Origin of the sequence: Streptomyces sp. NPDC101166, from assembly GCF_044768125.1 — a bacterium.
Classification (GTDB): domain Bacteria; phylum Actinomycetota; class Actinomycetes; order Streptomycetales; family Streptomycetaceae; genus Streptomyces.
In genome coordinates this window covers 54,327-72,015 of record NZ_JBIWPF010000014.1, presented here as the reverse complement: position 1 = coordinate 72,015, position 17,689 = coordinate 54,327, and the positions used below count along the sequence as shown (strand labels likewise).

Here is a 17,689-nt window from a genome sequence, read left to right as displayed (position 1 = left end):
GGCGGCGCCCGGGGCGGGGCCCGCACCCACCGGCGCGGCCCGCCGTCCCGATAAGGCAGTCTTGTCCCGTGCCCGAACCCCACTCCGAACCCGAAGCCCGCCACCGCCGAGCGGCAGCGCACCCGCACTCCGCGACCCTGAAGCGGCTGGAGAAGTCCTCCGGAAGTCTCGCCGCCCAGGCGATCGCGCGGATGGACGAGACCCTGCCGTGGTACCGGGCGATGCCCCCGGAGAACCGTTCCTGGATCGGGCTCGTCGCCCAGGCGGGCATCGCCGCCTTCACGGAGTGGTTCCGGCGCCCGGACGCCCCGCAGGCGATCTCCACGGACGTGTTCGGGACCGCCCCGAGGGAACTGACCCGGGCGATCACGCTCCGGCAGACCGTGGAGATGGTGCGCACCACCATCGAGGTCATGGAGTCCGCGATCGACGAGGTCGCCGCTCCGGGCGACGAGGGCGTGCTGCGCGAGGCGCTCCTCGTGTACGCCCGTGAGATCGCCTTCGCCACCGCCCAGGTGTACGCCCAGGCGGCCGAGGCGCGCGGCGCGTGGGACGCCCGGCTGGAGTCCCTCGTCGTCAACGCCGTGCTCAGCGGGGAGGCCGACGAGGGGGCCGTCAGCCGGGCCGCCGCGCTCGGGTGGAACGCGCCGGAGAACGTGTGCGTCGTGCTGGGCACCGCCCCGGACGGCGACTCGGAGCTGACCGTGGAGGCGATCCGGCGGGCCGCCCGGCACGCCAAGCTCCAGGTGCTCACCGGGGTGCTCGGCTCACGGCTCGTCGTCATCGCGGGCGGCAGCGACAATCCGCTGGCCGTGGCCAGGTCGCTCATCGGCCCGTACGCGGCGGGCCCGGTCGTGGCCGGGCCCGTGGTGCCCGACCTGCTGGCCGCGACCCGGTCCGCGCAGGCCGCCGCGGCGGGACTGAAGGCGTGTTCCGCCTGGCAGGACGCCCCGCGTCCGGTCCTGGCGGACGATCTGCTGCCGGAGCGGGCGATAGCGGGCGACCCCGGGGCCCGTGAGCAGTTGGTGGAGGAGATCTACAGACCGCTGGAGGAGGCGGGGTCCGCGCTGCTGGAGACGCTCTCCGTCTATCTCGAACAGGCGTCCAGTCTGGAGGGTGCGGCCCGGATGCTGTTCGTCCATCCCAACACCGTGCGCTACCGGCTTCGACGTGTGACTGACGTCACCGGCTGGTCGCCTTCGGATGTACGCTCGGCGTTCACCTTGCGCATCGCACTGATCCTGGGGCGTCTGGTCGATGGAGATCCCCAGACCTAGGCTTTTGTCGGGGGCCCACAAAACCCCCTGCCGTTCTTCGTCCTTGTCCCCACGGGCGGCCGTGGCCGCCCTCAAGAGAGAGTGTGAGAGTGCTCGTACTCGTCGCTCCCGGCCAGGGCGCCCAGACGCCCGGCTTCCTGACCCCCTGGCTCGAACTGCCCGGCGCCGCCGACCGCGTCGCCGCGTGGTCCGACGCCATCGGACTGGACCTCGCCCATTACGGCACACAGGCCGACGCGGACGCCATCCGCGACACCGCGGTGGCGCAGCCGCTGCTCGTCGCCGCCGGAATCCTCTCCGCCACGGCACTCGGTGCCGTGACCCCGGGCGCCGTAGCGGGCCACAGCGTCGGCGAGTTCACCGCCGCCGCGTTCGCCGGAGTCCTCGACGACACCGCGGCGCTGACCCTCGTACGCAAGCGCGGTCTGGCCATGGCCGAGGCCGCCGCGATCACCGAGACCGGCATGTCGGCGCTGCTCGGCGGCGACCCGGAGGTCTCCGTCGCGCATCTGCAGAAGCTGGGCCTGACCCCGGCGAACATCAACGGCGCGGGCCAGATCGTGGCCGCGGGCACGCGGGAGCAGCTCGCCGCGCTGAGCGAGGACAAGCCCGAGGGCGTCCGCAAGGTCGTCGCGCTCCAGGTCGCCGGCGCCTTCCACACGCACCACATGGCCCCCGCGGTCGAGACGCTCGCGACCGCCGCCAAGGAGGTCACCCCCGCCGACCCGACGGTCGCCTACGTCTCCAACAAGGACGGGCGGACCGTGGCGTCCGGCGCGGAGATCCTCGACCGGCTCGTCGGCCAGGTCGCCAACCCGGTCCGCTGGGACCTGTGCATGGAGACCTTCAAGGAGCTGGGCGTCACCGCGATCGTCGAGGTGTCCCCCGGCGGGACCCTGGTCGGTCTGGCCAAGCGCGCGCTGCCCGGCGTGCGGACGCTGGCGCTGAAGTCCCCCGACGACCTGGACGCGGCCCGCGAGATCATCTCCGAGACCGTGACGCCCGCCGCCGACGCGGCGGGTGCGTGAGGAGCCCTGATGGCGAAGATCAAGCCCAGCAAGGGCGCCCCGTACGCGCGCATCCTCGGCGTGGGCGGTTACCGGCCCACCCGGGTGGTGCCCAACGAGGTCATCCTGGAGACGATCGACTCCTCCGACGAGTGGATCCGCTCGCGCTCCGGCATCCAGACCCGGCACTGGGCGAGCGACGAGGAGACCGTCGCCGCCATGTCGGTGGAGGCCGCCGGCAAGGCGGTCGCCGACGCGGGGATCACCGCCGAGCAGATCGGCGCCGTGGTCGTCTCGACGGTCTCGCACTTCAAGCAGACCCCGGCCGTCGCCACGGAGATCGCCGACAAGCTGGGCACCGCCAAGGCCGCCGCGTTCGACATCTCGGCGGGCTGCGCGGGCTTCGGCTACGGCCTGACCCTCGCCAAGGGCATGATCGTCGAGGGCTCCGCGGAGTACGTCCTCGTCATCGGCGTGGAGCGGCTGTCCGACCTGACCGACCTGGAGGACCGGGCCACCGCCTTCCTGTTCGGCGACGGCGCGGGCGCGGTCGTGGTCGGCCCCTCGCAGGAGCCGGCGATCGGCCCGACGGTCTGGGGCTCCGAGGGCGACAAGTCGGAGACCATCAAGCAGACCGTGCCGTGGACGGACTACCGCACCGGCGAGGTCGCCAAGTTCCCCGCCATCACGCAGGAGGGCCAGGCGGTGTTCCGCTGGGCCGTCTTCGAGATGGCGAAGGTCGCCCAGCAGGCGCTGGAAGCGGCCGGCATCGGCTCCGACGAGCTGGACGTCTTCATCCCGCACCAGGCCAACGAGCGGATCATCGACTCGATGGTGAAGACCCTGAAGCTCCCGGAGTCCGTCACGGTCGCCCGTGACGTGCGCACCACCGGCAACACCTCGGCCGCCTCGATCCCGCTCGCGATGGAGCGGCTCCTGGCGACCGGCGAGGCGAAGAGCGGCGACACCGCGCTCGTCATCGGATTCGGGGCGGGTCTCGTCTACGCCGCGACGGTCGTTACCCTCCCCTAGGCACTCCGTGCCGGATCATGCGGTCCGGTACGGGAACGCACCACCTGCCGCTGCCGCGGCGGGCGCCACACCCTGAAGAACACCAACGAAGGAGCGCCGACATGGCCGCCACTCAGGAAGAGATCGTCGCCGGTCTCGCGGAGATCGTGAACGAGATCGCCGGGATCCCGGTTGAGGACGTCCAGCTGGACAAGTCCTTCACCGACGACCTTGACGTCGACTCCCTGTCCATGGTCGAGGTCGTCGTCGCCGCTGAAGAGCGCTTCGACGTCAAGATCCCGGACGAGGACGTCAAGAACCTCAAGACCGTCGGCGACGCGACCGACTACATCCTCAAGCACCAGGCCTGAGCCACTGCTTGGGCCGGACGCTCCGGCCCGCCCCGCCACCCGGCGGTGGCGCCGCTGAATCCTCGCAAACGTTGGAGAAGGAATCCGTGAGCCCGACCAATCGCACCGTGGTCGTCACCGGTATCGGCGCAACCACACCGCTGGGTGGCGACGCAGCCTCTACCTGGGAGGGCCTGATCGCCGGCAAGTCCGGCGTCAAGCCCCTGGAGCAGGAGTGGGCGGCCGACCAGGCCGTCCGCATCGCGGCCCCGGTCGCCGTGGAGCCCACCGAGGTCATCCCGCGGCCCCAGGCCCGCAAGCTGGACCGCTCGGCGCAGTTCGCGCTGATCGCGGCTCAGGAGGCGTGGAAGGACGCCGGCTTCGAAGGCAAGGCCGGTGAGTCCACCGACGGCGCCTCGGTCGACCCCGACCGGCTGGGCGCGGTCATCGCCTCCGGCATCGGCGGCGTGACGACCCTGCTGGACCAGTACGACGTGCTGCGGGACAAGGGCGTACGCCGGGTCTCGCCGCACACCGTGCCCATGCTGATGCCGAACAGCCCGTCCGCCAACGTCGGTCTGCTCGTGGGCGCCCGTGCGGGCGTGCACACCCCGGTCTCCGCCTGCGCGTCGGGCGCCGAGGCCATCGGCTACGCCATCGAGATGATCCGCACCGGTCGCGCCGACGTCGTCGTCGCGGGCGGCACGGAGGCGGCGATCCACCCGCTGCCCATCGCCGCGTTCGGCAACATGATGGCGATGTCCAAGAACAACGACGACCCGCAGGGCGCGTCGCGTCCCTACGACGTCGCCCGCGACGGCTTCGTCCTGGGCGAGGGCGCCGGTGTGATCGTCCTGGAGTCGGCCGAGCACGCCGCCAAGCGCGGTGCGCGGGTGTACGCCGAGGCCGTCGGCCAGGGCATCTCCGCCGACGCCCACGACATCGTGCAGCCCGAGCCGGAGGGCCGCGGCATCTCGCACGCCCTGCAGAACCTGCTGGAGCGCACCGACCTGAACCCGGCGGAGATCGTGCACGTCAACGCGCACGCGACGTCGACCCCGGCCGGTGACATCGCCGAACTGAAGGCGCTGCGCAAGGTCTTCGGCGACGACGCCGACCACATGGCCGTCTCGGCGACCAAGTCGATGACCGGTCACCTGCTGGGCGGCGCGGGCGGCGTGGAGTCGGTCGCGACGGTCCTCGCGCTGTACCACCGGATCGCTCCGCCGACCATCAACGTCGAGAACCTCGACCCGGAGGCGGAGGCCAACGCGGACGTCGTACGGGGCGAGGCGCGCAAGCTGCCCGTCGAGGGCCGTATCGCGGCGCTCAACGACTCGTTCGGGTTCGGCGGGCACAACGTGGTGCTGGCGTTCCGGACGGTCTGAGAAGTCTTTTTGACGGTGAGTGGCCCGGACCCCGGGGTGGGGTTCGGGCCACTCGTCGTCTCGTCGGCCCCTATACGACCTGGTGCAGCCAGCGGACCGGGGCTCCCTCGCCCGCGTATCTGAACGGCTCCAGTTCGTCGTCCCACGGCTTGCCGAGCAGCTTGGACACCTCGGCCTCCAGGTCGGTCTCCTCGCGCCGGCTGCGCAGCAGGGCCGCGCGCAGGCGGTCCTCCGGGATCAGGATGTCGCCGTGGATGCCGGTGACGGCGTGGAAGATGCCCAGGTCGGGGGTGCAGCTGTAGCGCTCGCCCTCGGCGCCGGCGCAGGGCTCGGCGGTGACCTCGAAGCGCAGCAGGTGCCAGCCGCGCAGCGCGGAGGCCAGTTTGGAGGCGGTGCCTGCCTGGCCCTGCCAGGAGAACTCCGAGCGCCAGGTGCCGGGCGCGGCGGGCTGCCGGATCCAGTCGAGGTTGACGCGCGTGCCGAGCACCCCGGCGACGGCCCACTCGACGTGCGGGCACATCGCGCGCGGCGCGGAGTGCACGTACAGAACTCCACGTGTCGTCACCGGGACCTCCGGGCAGAGCGGGACAGTCTTGCAGGCTGGCGTGGCGGCGGCGGCAGGGCAGCCGCGTTGAGGGCGAGGCTACCGTGCGGCGGCGCAAGGAGTGTGACGTACCGTCGGTCCCGATGTCGTGAAACGTGTGCCATTCACCCGGCAGGACGCCTGTGCGGGTGCGATCGGTCGCTTCCGGTCGCCCTCGGGAACTCCCGGACGTTGTCATGGGAGAGGGACCGGGTGCGGCGGGTCGCACGGGAGCCGGACGAGGAGCGAGGGGGTCGCCAGGGGATGCGGAAGGGAATCCGGCGCGCGCGGGCGGTGCTCGCGGTGACGACGGCGGCCGTGCTGGGCCTGGCCGGCTGCGACGCCATGGGCGGGGGCGGCCCCGAGGCGCCGGGCGCGCGGGAGCGCAAGCCCACGCCGACGCCGTCGCCGTCCTTCGTGTGGGACCGCAGCCCGGCGTCGATCGCCGCGGTGGGCGACTCCATCACCCGGGGCTTCGACGCCTGCGCGATCCTGACGGACTGCCCGGAGGTGTCGTGGGCGACGGGCGGCAACACGGAGGTGAACAGTCTGGCGGTGCGTCTGCTGGGCCCGCGCGACGCGGCGACGCACAGCTGGAACCACGCGGTCACCGGGGCGCGGATGGCGGACCTGCCCGGCCAGATGGCGCGGGCAGCGGCTGACAGGCCGCAGTTGGTGACGGTGATGGTGGGGGCGAACGACGCCTGCCGGGCGACGGCGGCGGCGATGACGCCGGTGGCCGACTTCCGCGCGTCGTTCGAGGACGCGATGCGCACCCTGCGCCGTGCCGCGCCGAAGACGCAGGTGTACGTGGCGAGCGTGCCGGACCTGAAGCGACTGTGGTCGCAGGGGCGGACCAGCGCGCTGGGCAAGCAGGTGTGGAAGCTGGGGATCTGCCCGTCGATGCTGGGCGACGCGGACGCGCTGGACGCGGCGGCGACGCTGCGGCGGGACACGGTGCACAAGCGGGTGGAGGACTACAACACGGTGCTCGAGGAGGTCTGCGCGAAGGACCTGCGGTGCCGTTTCGACGGCGGCGCGGTGTACGACTACCGCTTCGGCACCGACCAGCTGAGCCACTGGGACTGGTTCCACCCGAGCGTGAACGGCCAGGCGCGCCTCGCCGAGATCGCCTACCGGAAGGTCACGGGCGCGGCGCCGTGACTTAAGGTCTCGCTCATGAGCGAACACTTCGGAACACTTTCCGACGGCACACCGGTGCATCGCTGGACCCTGGAGCGCTCGGGCGTGCGAGTGCGGGTCCTGACGTACGGCGGGATCGTGCAGTCGGCGGAGGTCCCGGACCGGGAGGGGCGGACGGCGGACGTGGTGCTGGGGTTCGCCGATCTGGACGGGTACCTCGCGCATCCGGAGCCCTATCTGGGCGCCCTGGTCGGCCGGTACGCGAACCGGATCGCGCACGCCGGCTTCCCGCTGGACGGGCGGACGTACGCCCTCGCGCCGAACAACGCGCCGAACTCCCTGCACGGCGGCGAACGCGGCTTCGACAAGCGGGTGTGGCAGGCGGAGCCGGTCGGGCACGGGGTGCGGCTGAGCCGGGTCAGCCCGCACGGCGAGGAGGGCTTCCCGGGCCGCCTCGAGGTCTCGGCGACGTACGCCCTCGACGCGTCGGGCGCGCTGCGGATCTCCTACGAGGCGGTCACCGACGCGCCGACGGTGGTCAACCTGACCAACCACAGCTACTTCAACCTCGCCGGATCCGGGCCCGCGGGCGGGCACGAACTGCGCCTGGCCGCCTCCCGGTTCACCCCGGTCGACGCGGACCTGATCCCCGAGGGCGCGCCGGCGAAGGTCGAGGGCACCCGTTTCGACTTCCGTACGGCCCGCAAGGTGGGCGACGGCTACGACCACAACTTCGTGCTCGACAAGGGCGTCACCGACACGCCGGTGGAGGTGGCCGAGCTGCACGACCCCGCGTCCGGGCGGGTGATGACGGTGTCGACGACCGAGCCGGGCATCCAGGTGTACACCGCGGACCACCTCGGCGAACCCTTCGCCCCCGGCGCGGGCGTCGCCCTGGAGACCCAGCACTTCCCCGACTCACCCCACCGCCCGGACTTCCCGAGCACCGTCCTGCGCCCGGGCGAGGTGTACCGCTCGGAGACGGTGTACGGCTTCTCGGCGCGATAGGGCCCGCACAACGCGCGAACCCCGGTCCAGGGGTCAGGTCCCGGACCGGGGCTGTTCTCGGGCGAGGAGTGCCGCGTCCGACGTTAGCCGTCGCGGTGATCCCGCGATCCCGCCTCGACCTACCCACCCGGGTTTCGTACGAACCCTTCACAAAGGGTGGGGATCACAGGGGCTGGGGCGCGGTGTCCGTCTCCTCGCGGTCCGCGTCGCCCGCGCTCTCCTCGCCCAGCATCTCCCGTGCCATGAGGGTCGCGCCCGCGACCGCGCCCGGCATCAGGAAGACCGCCACGAGCGGCACCAGGAAGACCAGGCCCAGCGGCGTGCCGAAGCCCCACACCAGGCGCTTGCGCGAGCGGAGCAGGGCGAGGCGGGCGCGCAGGTCGACGTTCCTGCGCTGGAGGGCGACGGCGGTGAGCTGCTCGGTGAGGAAGAAGCCGGTGACGAAGAAGCCGATCACCGGGACGACCGTCTGCCCGAGGAAGGGGATGAAGCCGAGGGCGAACAGCAGCACCGCCCACAGCAGCGCCCGGACCAGAATGCGCAGGCTGTCGCGGGCGGAGATCCACAGCTCGCGCCAGAGCGGCAGGCCGGAGGAAGGGGCGGTGCCGTCAGGCGAGACGTCACGGTCGACGCGCTCGGAGAGGCTCTCGTAGAAGGGCTCCCCGATGAGCAGCGTGACCGCCGTGAAGGTCAGGACGGACAGCAGCAGTCCGAGGGCGAACAGCACGACGGTGAGGAAGCCGCGGAACAGGCCCTGCCAGGGGCTCGACCAGTCGTCGGCGAAGGGCGTCGCCCAGGCCGTGAAGTCGTCGCCCCACACCGCGAGCGCCACCAGCGCGCCCAGGTAGAGGACGAGCGTGATCAGTCCAGGCACCAGTGCGAACCCGTATTGCCTGCCGTGCCGGGCCACCCATCGCTGGCCTTCCATGAGGTACTTGAAACCGGCCCCGAGTTCTCGCATGGCCGCACTCTATCGGTCGTGCTCACATCAGCCGCGGGCGTCATGGAGGGGGTGTGTAGGCCATCCGGGGCATCGCAGACACCGAGCCCCGTGTCACACAGTTGAGTCGATCGGGTAGACCTCGCCGTACCGATCCACGAAGCACGCGAGTACCCCCAGGTCGGGCAGGCTTTGATCACGATGGAACACGCAAGCAGCGGTCTGGTTGAGGAGAACGGATGACGCAGGAGATCCACGGCACCGTCGCGGACGGTTTCGAGGCGGCGCGGGAGGAGTTCGCCGCGTTCGTCGCGCAGGAGCGGCCGGGTTACGAGGGCCAGATGTGCGCGTACGTGCACGGCCGCCGGGTCGTCGACCTCTGGACCGGGGACGGGGCGGGCGTGGACTCCCTCTACGGCGTGTTCTCGTCCACGAAGGGCGCCGCGCATCTGGTGGCCGCGCTTCTCGTGCAGGACGGCACCCTGGAGCTGGACCGCAAGGTCACCTACTACTGGCCGGAGTTCGGCAGCGAGGGCAAGGGCGCGCTGACCCTGCGTGAGCTGCTCGCCCACCGCGCGGGCGTGGTCGGCACGGACACCGGGTTCACGCGGCAGGAGCTGGCCGACGACCGGCAGCTCGCCGAACGGCTCGCCGACCAGCGGCCGTTCTGGCGTCCGGGGACCGCCTTCGGCTACCACGGGCTGGTCATCGGCGCGCTCGTCGGCGAGGTCGTGCGGCGCGCGACGGGCCGGACGCTGCAGGACGTGTACGAGGAGCGGGTGCGCGCCCCCTACGGGCTGGACTTCTTCATGGGGCTGCCGGCGCGGCACGAGCCGCGGTTCCGCAGCACGCAGCCGATGGCGCCGACGCCGGAGCAGCGGGCCCTGCTCGACCGGCTGGCCGGCGGGCCGCACTCGCTGTCGGCCATCGCCTTCAACCGCCACGCCGCCGAGCCGACCGATCTCGAACTGCTGCCGAACGACCCCCTGGTCCGTGCCAAGGGTCCGGCCTCGGTGGGCGGGGTGGCGTCGGCGCGGGGGCTCGCCGGGATGTACGCGGCGGCGATCAGCGAGGTCGACGGGAAGGCGCCGCTGCTGAAGGAGGACACGGCGGCGGAGTTCGCGCAGTTCCACTCGGTCGGCTACGACCTGGTGTCACGGGCGCACAAGTCGTTCGGGCTGGGGTTCCAGGCGACCGCGGACACCTGGTACCCGTTCCTCGGCGTAGGGGCCTTCGGGCACAGCGGGGCCGCCGGCTCGCAGGCGTTCGCCGACCCGCGCAGCGGGCTGGCCTACGGCTACACCCGGCGCCGGTTCGCCTTCCCCGGCGGGGCGGCGCCGGAGAACGCCCGGCTGGTGGCGGCGGTGCACGGGGCTGCGCTGGCGGCCGGCTGAGGCGCGGGCGCCGTCCGTGCCCCGGCGCCGGTACGGCGAAGGCCGCGCCCCATGTCCGGGGGCGCGGCCTTCGCCGTACGGGTGCGGGTGCCGCTCAGAGCTTCACGATCATCTTGCCGGTGTTGTCGCCGCGCAGCACGCCGAGGAACGCCTCGAGGTTGTTCTCGATGCCCTCGACGACCGTCTCGCGGTACTTCAGCTCGCCGGAGCGGACCCAGGCGCCGACCTCCTGGACGAACTGCGGCTGCAGGTCGTAGTGGTCGGCGACCAGGAAGCCCTGGATGTGGCCCCGGGTCTGGATGAGGCGGGTGAGGTTCTTCGGGCCGGGCGCGGGCTCGGTGTTGTTGTAGACGGAGATCATGCCGCAGATCGCGATGCGGCCGTGCTCGTTGAGCGCGCCGATCGCGGCCTCCAGGTGGTCGCCGCCGACGTTGTCGAAGTAGACGTCGACGCCGTCGGGGGCGGCCTCCTGCAGCTGCTCCGCCACGGGGCCGTTCTTGTAGTTGAAGGCGGCGTCGAAGCCGTACTCCTCCACCAGCAGCTTGACCTTCTCGTCGGAGCCGGCCGAGCCGATGACCCGGGAGGCGCCCTTGAGCTTGGCGATCTGCCCGACCTGGCTGCCGACGGCGCCGGCCGCGCCGGACACGAACACCGAGTCGCCCTCCTTGAAGGAGGCGGTGCGCAGCAGGCCCGCGTAGGCGGTGAGGCCGGTCATGCCGAGGACGCCGAGGTAGGTGGACAGGGGCGCGGTGTCGGGGTCGACCTTGACGGCCTGCTTGGCGTCGAAGGTGGCGTACTCGCGCCAGCCGCCGAAGTGCAGGACGTGGTCGCCGACGGCGACGCCCTCGGCCTCGGAGGCGATGACCTCGCCCACGGCGCCGCCCTGCATGGCCTTGCCCAGCTCGAAGGGAGCGACGTAGGACTTGGCGGCGCTCATGCGGCCGCGCATGTAGGGGTCGACGGAGAGGTACTCGTTGCGGACGAGCACCTCACCGGGGCCGGGCCGCCGGATCTCCGCCTCGGCCAGCTCGAAGTCCTCGGGCTTCGGCCAGCCGACGGGGCGGCTGAGCAGACGCCACTCGCGGCCGGTGGAGGGAAGCGTGGGGGTCTCGGACATGGAGCCTTCCTTACGTGCTGAGCTCGTTCATTTCACTACCTGAAACAACCATGCTCCTGAATATTTCAGGATGTCAAATAAGCGGGTACCCTGGATCTCATGTCCACACCCCAGCAGACCCGCCGTTCCGACGATCCCACCCTGGAGGTCGTCGAGCTCATCGGCGAGGTGGTGGCCCGCTACCACGCGGACTACGAGGACGCCGCGGCCGTGCACTCGCTCACCGGCGCGCAGGCGAGGCTGCTCGGCCTGCTCTGCCTGGAGCCGCTGCCCATGCGGAAGCTGGCGAACCGGCTGAAGTGCGAGCCGTCCAACGTGACCGGCATCGTCGACCGGCTGGAGACCCGGGGCCTGGTGGAGCGCCGCCCCGACCCGTCCGACCGCCGCGTGAAACTGGCGGCGGCGACGACGGAGGGCCACCGGGTGGCCCAGGAGCTGCGCGAGTCGCTCCGCTTCGCCAGCGAACCCCTGGCGAGCCTGGCGGACGACGAACGAGAGTCCCTACGGCGCCTGCTGCGCCGCATGCTGAACCACTGACGCCCGGCCAGGCGCACAGTCGGCCAGGGCGGGTTTCGAAAGCGGCGTCGTCCGCCCGGAGGGCGGGGCTCGCGGCGGCGATGGGGGCACCTCCCGCGCGAGCTCGGTTCGAGCGTGGCGGCGCGTGCGATCGCAAAGGCGGAGGGTGTCGCCCTCGTACCGGGTGTACGAGGGCGACCCCGACAACGCGGCGAGCGCGCGCCGGACGTCGCGAGCCTGGGGGCACCTCCCACGCCCTCAAGGCCGTGGGGGAGGGACTTTCGAAACACCCCCTGGACGCGCAGCCTCAGGTGCACCACCAGAGGAAACGGTTGCACGTTTCCGAAGGTGACGGCTGCGGAGCCGGGCGGGAGGTCGTCGGCGTGGCGCCGGGGGTGCGGGTGGGAACCGTCCGGGGGTCCTGCGCGGGCGCGGAGGGCGCACTGGAGGCCGAGGGCGCCGTGGAGGCCTCGCGGGTGGGGGACGCCGCGTCCGACGCGCTGGGCGAGGGTGACGCCGAGGCCGAGGAGGAGGCGGACGAGGAGGCCGACGGGCGGGTCGAGGCGGCGGGGGCGGAGGCCTCACGGGCCTCCACGGCGCCGGCTGTGGCGCCGGCGGTGGACGGGTCGTCCTCGAGCGGCGAGGACTCCCCGCCGGCGGCCGCGGGGTTCGGCTCGGGGGATCCGGGTCCGTCGGCGCCGAGCTCGGCGAGACTCAGCCCGCCGGCCGCCAGGACGAAGCCGGCGGCGATCAGCAGGGTCCGGCGGCGACGTCTTCGATGGACGGCGGCTTTGCGATCGCGACGACTCGCATCGTTGTCGCCGGCCGGTCCGTGCCCCGCGTCCGGGCCCCGGCCGCCGCGCCCCTGCTCCCGCCGGCGAGCGGCACGCCCCTGCACGGCGGCGCCTTCGGCCGGCGCGGCGTCGTCGGCCACCGCCCCGGCAGCCTCCGCGCGGTCGGCGTCGCCGGGCTCCTGAGCAGGCGACTGCCCCTCGTACGACTGCTGCTCATAGGACCGCCGCTCGTACGGCTGCGGCCCGTACGGGTCCGGCTCGTACGCGTTCGGGGGGTACGTCTCCCGCCCGTACGCCTCCGGCGCGTACGCGCCCTGCGATCCAGCGGGTGCGCCGCACCCCGGGCAGGCGAGGGCGCCGTTGAGGTGCCGTCGGCACGGGTGGCAGTAGTCCATGACGCGGGAAGACTAGGTTCCCGGGACGTGCTGTTCCTAGGTCTCACTGTGAAAGTTGTGTGGGAAACCAACGCCCGTCAGGAGCGGATCTGCGCCGAAAACGATCCCCGACGGGCGAAAGATCACCCGAAACTATCGAAACCGTTATCTGTTTGACCCATTGACACTCCCCTCACGCCGTCCTTACTGTCACGCCAACATTTCGAACGTGCGACGAAATCTCGAACAGCTGAGGGGCGACTTCCGTGCGCATCACCGGAATCAGCACACACGTGGTCGGGACGCCCTGGCGCAACCTGACCTACGTCCAGGTGCACACCGACGAGGGCGTCACCGGCGTCGGTGAGACCCGTATGCTGGGCCACACCGACGCGCTGATCGGCTACCTGAAGGAGGCCGAGGCCAACCACATTCTCGGCTCCGACCCCTTCGCTGTCGAGGACCTGGTGCGCCGGATGAAGTACGGCGACTACGGCCGTGCGGGTGAGATCGTGATGTCCGGGATCGCCGTCGTCGAGATGGCCTGCTGGGACATCAAGGGCAAGGCCCTCGGCGTACCCGTGTGGCAGCTGCTCGGCGGCAAGGTCACCGACAAGGTCAAGGCGTACGCCAACGGCTGGTACACCACCGAGCGCACCCCGGAGGCGTACCACAAGGCGGCCCAGCAGGTCATGGAGCGCGGTTACAAGGCGCTCAAGATCGACCCCTTCGGCACCGGCCACTTCGAGCTGGACCACGAGAACACCCTCTACGCCGTCTCCCTGATCGAGGCCGTGCGGGACGCCATCGGCCCGGACGCCGAGCTGATGCTGGAGATGCACGGCCGCTTCTCCCCCGCCACCGCCGTCCGCCTGGCCAAGGAGCTCGCCCCCTTCAAGCCGGCCTGGCTGGAGGAGCCCTGCCCGCCGGAGAACCTGAAGGCCCTGGAGAAGATCGCCGCCAAGGTGGACGTCCCCGTGGCGACCGGTGAGCGCATCCACGACCGGATCGAGTTCCGCGAGCTGTTCGAGTCCCAGGCCGTCGACATCATCCAGCCGGACGTCGGCCACATCGGCGGCATCTGGGAGACCCGCAAGCTCGCGGCGACCGCCGAGACGCACTACGTGCTCGTCGCCCCGCACAACGTGGGCGGGCCGGTGCTGACCGCCGCTTCCCTCCAGGTCGGCTTCACCACCCCCAACTTCAAGGTCCTCGAACACTTCAACGACTTCGCGGACGCGGAGATCAAGAAGGTGGTCAAGGGCGCCCCCGAGGTGATCGACGGCTGCTTCCACCTCTCCGACGCGCCGGGCCTAGGCGTCGAGCTGGACGTGGACGCCGCCGCCGAGTTCCCGCAGCAGCAGGCCCGCTTCGACCTGTGGGCCGAGGGCTGGGAGCAGCGCCGGCCGAAGGGCCCCCGGAAGTGAGCACCGCCGTCGTCGTCGAGGCGCCGGGCGAGCACCGGTTCGTCGCGCACACGCCGCGTGAGCCGGAGCCGGGCGAGGCGCTCGTACGGGTCCACGCCGTCGGCGTCTGCGGCAGCGACCGCGAGGTGTACCACGGCAACCGGCCCGAGGGGTACGTCCGTTACCCGCTCACCCCCGGTCACGAGTGGTCGGGGACGGTCCAGGCGGTGGGCGCGGGAGCGCCCGCCTTACTGGTCGGCCGGAAGGTCGTCGGCGAGGGCTTCCGCAACTGCCAGGTCTGCGACCGCTGCCACGCGGGCGAGACCACGCTGTGCTCGGACGGCTACGAGGAGACCGGGTTCACCCAGCCCGGGGCCATGGCCCCCACCCTCACCCTGCCGGCCCGGCTGCTGCACGTACTGCCCGACGACGCCGACCTGACCGCCGCAGCCCTGCTGGAGCCGGCCGCCTGCATCGCGGCCGCCGCCCTCAAGGCGAACGCGCTGCCTGGCGCGAAGGTCGCCGTCGTCGGCACCGGGACGCTGGGCATGTTCGCCGTCCAGTTCCTCAGTGCGGGCTCGCCGGCCGAGCTGCTGATGGTGGGCGCCCGGTGGGACCGGGAGGAGCTCTCCCGGCAGTTCGGGGCGACCGGCTTCTGCACCAAGGACGATGCCTTGCCCGACGACTTCGACGTGGTGATCGAGACGGCCGGGTCCGCCTCCGCCGCGCGCACCGCCGCCTCGCTGCTCCGGCGTGGCGGACGGCTGGTCCTGACGGGCCTGCCGGCGCCGGGCGCCGAGGGACTGGACCCGACGGACCTGGTCGTGCGGCAGCTGGAGGTGCACACCGTCTTCGGTGCTCCGCCGGACGCCTGGTCGCACGCCGTCCGGGTGTTCGGGGCAGGGCTGCTGGACCCGCTGTCGCTGGTCACGCACGAGCTGCCGCTCACGGAGTTCCCCGAGGCGATCGAGCTGGTGGGCTCCGGCGATCCGAAGGTGGGCAAGGTGCTGCTCAGGCCATAGGCACACCCCCAGCCGTACGCCGGTGCGAGGGCACCTGACGGCCTCCGCACCGGCGTACCCACCGCCCCCTTCCGCCTTGAGTCGCGAACCTCGTCCGACATATCGAACGCAAAGGACAGCCTTGTGACCACCGACGCTTCCGCCGCGGCGGCCCGCCGCCCCGGCGAGCCGGCGCTCACCGCGCTCGGTCTGGGCGCGCCCGCCCTCGATCCCGCCGACGCCTCGCCGCACACGTTCCCGGGCGGCGGCCGCTGGCGCACCGAGATCCCCTCGTGCGAGGGTCCCGAGGCGCTGGCCGTCGTCCTGAAGGAAGCCTCGCGGCTCGATGTGCCGATCCACCGCGTCAGTCAGGGCAGCGGTGTGTGGATGCTGACCGACGCGGAGATCACCGAGATGGTCGAGGCGGCGGCCGAACGCGACATCGAGCTCTGCCTGTTCACCGGTCCACGCGGCACCTGGGACATCGGCGGCTCCACCCGGACCGATTCGCGCGGCGCGGGACTGAGAGCCAGAGGCCACGACGCCCTCGCCGGCTGTGTCGAAGACGCCGTGCGGGCGACGGAGTTGGGCGTGAAGTGCCTGCTCGTCGCCGACGAGGGCGTGCTGTGGACGCTGCACCGGGCGCGGCTGGCCGGGATCGTCCCGGCGGACACCACGCTCAAGGTGTCGGCGCTGGCCGGTCCCGTCAACCCGGCCGCGTTCGCGGTGTACGAGCAGCTCGGCGCCGACTCGGTCAATGTGCCCAGCGATCTGACGCTCGATCATCTCACCGAGATCCGGCGGGCATCGGGCGCTCCGATGGACATGTACATCGAGGCGCCGGACGACTTGGGGGGGTACGTCCGGATGTACGAGGTCGCCGAGCTGATCCGGCGTGGCGCGCCGCTCTATCTCAAGTTCGGCCTCTCCAAGACCCCGGGGATCTACCCCTACGGACACCATCTGCGGGAACTGACGCTGTCCACCGCCAAGGAGCGGGTGCGGCGCGGCCGGCTCGCCCTGGACCTGCTCGCGCGCCACGGAGCCGACGGGGACATGGCTCCACCGGGGTCGCGACTACCCGGCGAACTCAGGCGGTTCGAAACACCCGCATAACGTTCCGGACACACACCACGCAAACTCTTCACATAAGCCGACGCAGACGAACAGAATCCCACACGCGCGTTTTCTCGGCCCTTCCGGCACCGCCTTCGGGCGACTCCAACTCGCGGGGCCGGGAACCTCACTCACCACATCAAGGATGATGACCATGCGTAACCGCAAAGCCGCACTCACCGCCATAGCCGGAGCCGCGTCCCTCGCCCTCACCCTGTCCGCCTGCGGCCAGAACAGCGAAGGCGGCAGCGAGGAGAAGCCGGGCGACACCAAGGGCGCGACCATCGGCATCGCGATGCCGACCAAGTCCTCCGAGCGGTGGATCTCCGACGGCAACAACGTCGTCAAGGAACTCGAGGCCAAGGGCTACAAGACCAAGCTGGTCTACGGCGAGGACAAGCCCGAGCAGCAGGTCTCGCAGATCGAGAACCTGATCGCCCAGGGCGTCAAGGCGCTGATCGTCGCGGCGATCGACAACAAGTCCCTGGACAACGTGCTCCAGCAGGCCAAGGACGCGAAGATCCCGGTCATCTCCTACGACCGCCTGATCCTCAACAGCCCGAACGTCGACTACTACGCGTCGTTCGACAACGAGAAGGTCGGCCGGCTCCAGGCCACCTACATCGCCGACAAGCTCGGCCTGAAGTCGGGCAAGGGCCCCTTCAACATCGAGCTGTTCGCCGGCTCCAACGACGACAACAACACCAAGTACTTCTTCAACGGCGCGATGAGCGTGCTCCAGCCGTACCTCGACAGCAAGAAGCTCGTCGTCCAGTCCGGCCAGACCAAGATCACCCAGGTGACCACCCTGCGCTGGGACGGCGCCACCGCCCAGCGCCGCATGGACGACATCCTCTCCAGGTCGTACAAGAGCGCGAAGGTCGACGCGGTCCTCTCGCCGTACGACGGCATCTCCATCGGCATCCTGTCCGCCCTGAAGTCCGACGGCTACGGCAGCGCCGCCAAGCCGCTGCCGGTCCTGACCGGCCAGGACGCCGAGCTGGCCTCGGTGAAGTCGATCATCTCGGGCCAGCAGACGCAGACCGTCTTCAAGGACCTGCGCCAGCTCGCCAAGGTCGCCTCGAACATGGTCGACGCGTCCCTCAACGGCAAGAAGCCCGAGGTCAACGACACCAAGACCTACGACAACGGCAAGAAGGTCGTCCCGGCCTACCTGCTCCAGCCCGTGAGCGTCGACAAGAGCAACTACGAGGAGGTCCTGGTCAAGGGCGGCACCTACACCGCCGACCAGCTCAAGTAAGCA

The 17,689-nt window shown here is 71.4% G+C and carries 17 protein-coding genes; 13 read left to right on the top strand and 4 right to left on the bottom strand.

Going from position 1 to position 17,689, the window contains the following annotated elements:
* The first annotated feature begins 68 nt into the window (after positions 1–68).
* From ACIRS4_RS24500 to fabF, 5 genes are all read left to right on the top strand, one after another.
* A complete protein-coding gene (locus ACIRS4_RS24500) occupies positions 69–1,277 on the top strand; it encodes a PucR family transcriptional regulator (RefSeq protein ID WP_404199677.1) in 1,209 nt (402 codons plus the stop codon).
* Positions 1,278–1,366: 89 nt separating this feature from the next.
* A complete protein-coding gene (locus ACIRS4_RS24495; protein WP_404199675.1) occupies positions 1,367–2,305 on the top strand; it encodes an ACP S-malonyltransferase in 939 nt (312 codons plus the stop codon).
* Positions 2,306–2,314: 9 nt separating this feature from the next.
* The gene (locus ACIRS4_RS24490) at positions 2,315–3,316 is read left to right on the top strand and encodes a ketoacyl-ACP synthase III (RefSeq protein ID WP_404199672.1); all 1,002 of its coding nucleotides are present in this window, start codon (positions 2,315–2,317) and stop codon (positions 3,314–3,316) included.
* Between the two features lie 101 nt (positions 3,317–3,417).
* Complete coding sequence (locus ACIRS4_RS24485; protein WP_030341284.1) at positions 3,418–3,666, top strand: acyl carrier protein; 249 nt, start codon at positions 3,418–3,420, stop codon at positions 3,664–3,666.
* 86 nt (positions 3,667–3,752) lie between these two features.
* Entirely contained in the window at positions 3,753–5,033 is a 1,281-nt protein-coding gene (fabF, locus tag ACIRS4_RS24480; RefSeq protein WP_404199670.1) for a beta-ketoacyl-ACP synthase II, read from the top strand.
* A gap of 70 nt (positions 5,034–5,103) precedes the next feature.
* On the opposite strand, the gene ACIRS4_RS24475 is transcribed toward fabF, so the two are convergent.
* Complete coding sequence (locus ACIRS4_RS24475; RefSeq protein WP_404199667.1) at positions 5,104–5,598, bottom strand: DUF3145 domain-containing protein; 495 nt, start codon at positions 5,596–5,598, stop codon at positions 5,104–5,106.
* A 282-nt stretch (positions 5,599–5,880) separates the two neighbouring features.
* On the opposite strand from ACIRS4_RS24475, the gene ACIRS4_RS24470 reads away from it, so the two are divergent.
* Both ACIRS4_RS24470 and ACIRS4_RS24465 read left to right on the top strand, forming a co-directional pair.
* On the top strand, positions 5,881–6,780 hold the full coding sequence (locus ACIRS4_RS24470) for an SGNH/GDSL hydrolase family protein (RefSeq protein WP_404199665.1): 900 nt from the start codon (positions 5,881–5,883) through the stop codon (positions 6,778–6,780).
* A gap of 15 nt (positions 6,781–6,795) precedes the next feature.
* Positions 6,796–7,767, top strand: a complete 972-nt coding sequence (locus ACIRS4_RS24465; RefSeq protein WP_404199663.1) for an aldose epimerase family protein — start codon at positions 6,796–6,798, stop codon at positions 7,765–7,767.
* A 163-nt stretch (positions 7,768–7,930) separates the two neighbouring features.
* Here ACIRS4_RS24465 and ACIRS4_RS24460 read toward each other — a convergent pair whose 3' ends face one another.
* On the bottom strand, positions 7,931–8,728 hold the full coding sequence (locus ACIRS4_RS24460) for an EI24 domain-containing protein (RefSeq protein WP_404199660.1): 798 nt from the start codon (positions 8,726–8,728) through the stop codon (positions 7,931–7,933).
* A gap of 218 nt (positions 8,729–8,946) precedes the next feature.
* Here ACIRS4_RS24460 and ACIRS4_RS24455 point away from each other — a divergent pair, with 218 nt between their 5' ends.
* Complete coding sequence (locus ACIRS4_RS24455) at positions 8,947–10,101, top strand: serine hydrolase domain-containing protein (RefSeq protein ID WP_404199658.1); 1,155 nt, start codon at positions 8,947–8,949, stop codon at positions 10,099–10,101.
* A gap of 94 nt (positions 10,102–10,195) precedes the next feature.
* On the opposite strand, the gene ACIRS4_RS24450 is transcribed toward ACIRS4_RS24455, so the two are convergent.
* Entirely contained in the window at positions 10,196–11,218 is a 1,023-nt protein-coding gene (locus tag ACIRS4_RS24450; protein ID WP_404199655.1) for an NADP-dependent oxidoreductase, read from the bottom strand.
* Positions 11,219–11,317: 99 nt separating this feature from the next.
* Here ACIRS4_RS24450 and ACIRS4_RS24445 point away from each other — a divergent pair, with 99 nt between their 5' ends.
* Positions 11,318–11,755: a MarR family winged helix-turn-helix transcriptional regulator gene (locus ACIRS4_RS24445; RefSeq protein WP_404199652.1), complete on the top strand. Its 438-nt coding sequence runs from the start codon at positions 11,318–11,320 to the stop codon at positions 11,753–11,755.
* Positions 11,756–12,041: 286 nt separating this feature from the next.
* On the opposite strand, the gene ACIRS4_RS24440 is transcribed toward ACIRS4_RS24445, so the two are convergent.
* Positions 12,042–12,923 (bottom strand): hypothetical protein, encoded by an 882-nt coding sequence (locus ACIRS4_RS24440; RefSeq protein ID WP_404199649.1) that lies wholly within the window; start codon positions 12,921–12,923, stop codon positions 12,042–12,044.
* Between the two features lie 245 nt (positions 12,924–13,168).
* Here ACIRS4_RS24440 and ACIRS4_RS24435 point away from each other — a divergent pair, with 245 nt between their 5' ends.
* From ACIRS4_RS24435 to chvE, 4 genes are all read left to right on the top strand, one after another.
* Positions 13,169–14,329 (top strand): mandelate racemase/muconate lactonizing enzyme family protein, encoded by a 1,161-nt coding sequence (locus ACIRS4_RS24435; RefSeq protein ID WP_404199646.1) that lies wholly within the window; start codon positions 13,169–13,171, stop codon positions 14,327–14,329.
* Positions 14,326–15,330 (top strand): zinc-binding dehydrogenase, encoded by a 1,005-nt coding sequence (locus ACIRS4_RS24430; protein ID WP_404199643.1) that lies wholly within the window; start codon positions 14,326–14,328, stop codon positions 15,328–15,330. The genes ACIRS4_RS24435 and ACIRS4_RS24430 overlap by 4 nt, the downstream gene beginning before the upstream one ends.
* Before the next feature lie 123 nt (positions 15,331–15,453).
* Positions 15,454–16,425, top strand: coding sequence for a hypothetical protein (locus ACIRS4_RS24425; RefSeq protein ID WP_404199641.1), 972 nt, complete (start codon positions 15,454–15,456; stop codon positions 16,423–16,425).
* Between the two features lie 154 nt (positions 16,426–16,579).
* Positions 16,580–17,686: a multiple monosaccharide ABC transporter substrate-binding protein gene (chvE, locus tag ACIRS4_RS24420; RefSeq protein WP_404199638.1), complete on the top strand. Its 1,107-nt coding sequence runs from the start codon at positions 16,580–16,582 to the stop codon at positions 17,684–17,686.
* Positions 17,687–17,689 lie beyond the last annotated feature (3 nt).

Coding starts and splice junctions, on each gene's coding strand:
- chvE (WP_404199638.1), top strand. CDS start 16,580: ATGCGTAACCGCAAAGCCGCACTCACCGCCATAGCCGGAGCCGCGTCC.
- ACIRS4_RS24490 (WP_404199672.1), top strand. CDS start 2,315: ATGGCGAAGATCAAGCCCAGCAAGGGCGCCCCGTACGCGCGCATCCTC.
- ACIRS4_RS24470 (WP_404199665.1), top strand. CDS start 5,881: ATGCGGAAGGGAATCCGGCGCGCGCGGGCGGTGCTCGCGGTGACGACG.
- ACIRS4_RS24460 (WP_404199660.1), bottom strand. CDS start 8,728: ATGCGAGAACTCGGGGCCGGTTTCAAGTACCTCATGGAAGGCCAGCGA.
- ACIRS4_RS24445 (WP_404199652.1), top strand. CDS start 11,318: ATGTCCACACCCCAGCAGACCCGCCGTTCCGACGATCCCACCCTGGAG.
- ACIRS4_RS24485 (WP_030341284.1), top strand. CDS start 3,418: ATGGCCGCCACTCAGGAAGAGATCGTCGCCGGTCTCGCGGAGATCGTG.
- ACIRS4_RS24455 (WP_404199658.1), top strand. CDS start 8,947: ATGACGCAGGAGATCCACGGCACCGTCGCGGACGGTTTCGAGGCGGCG.
- ACIRS4_RS24450 (WP_404199655.1), bottom strand. CDS start 11,218: ATGTCCGAGACCCCCACGCTTCCCTCCACCGGCCGCGAGTGGCGTCTG.
- ACIRS4_RS24440 (WP_404199649.1), bottom strand. CDS start 12,923: ATGGACTACTGCCACCCGTGCCGACGGCACCTCAACGGCGCCCTCGCC.
- ACIRS4_RS24465 (WP_404199663.1), top strand. CDS start 6,796: ATGAGCGAACACTTCGGAACACTTTCCGACGGCACACCGGTGCATCGC.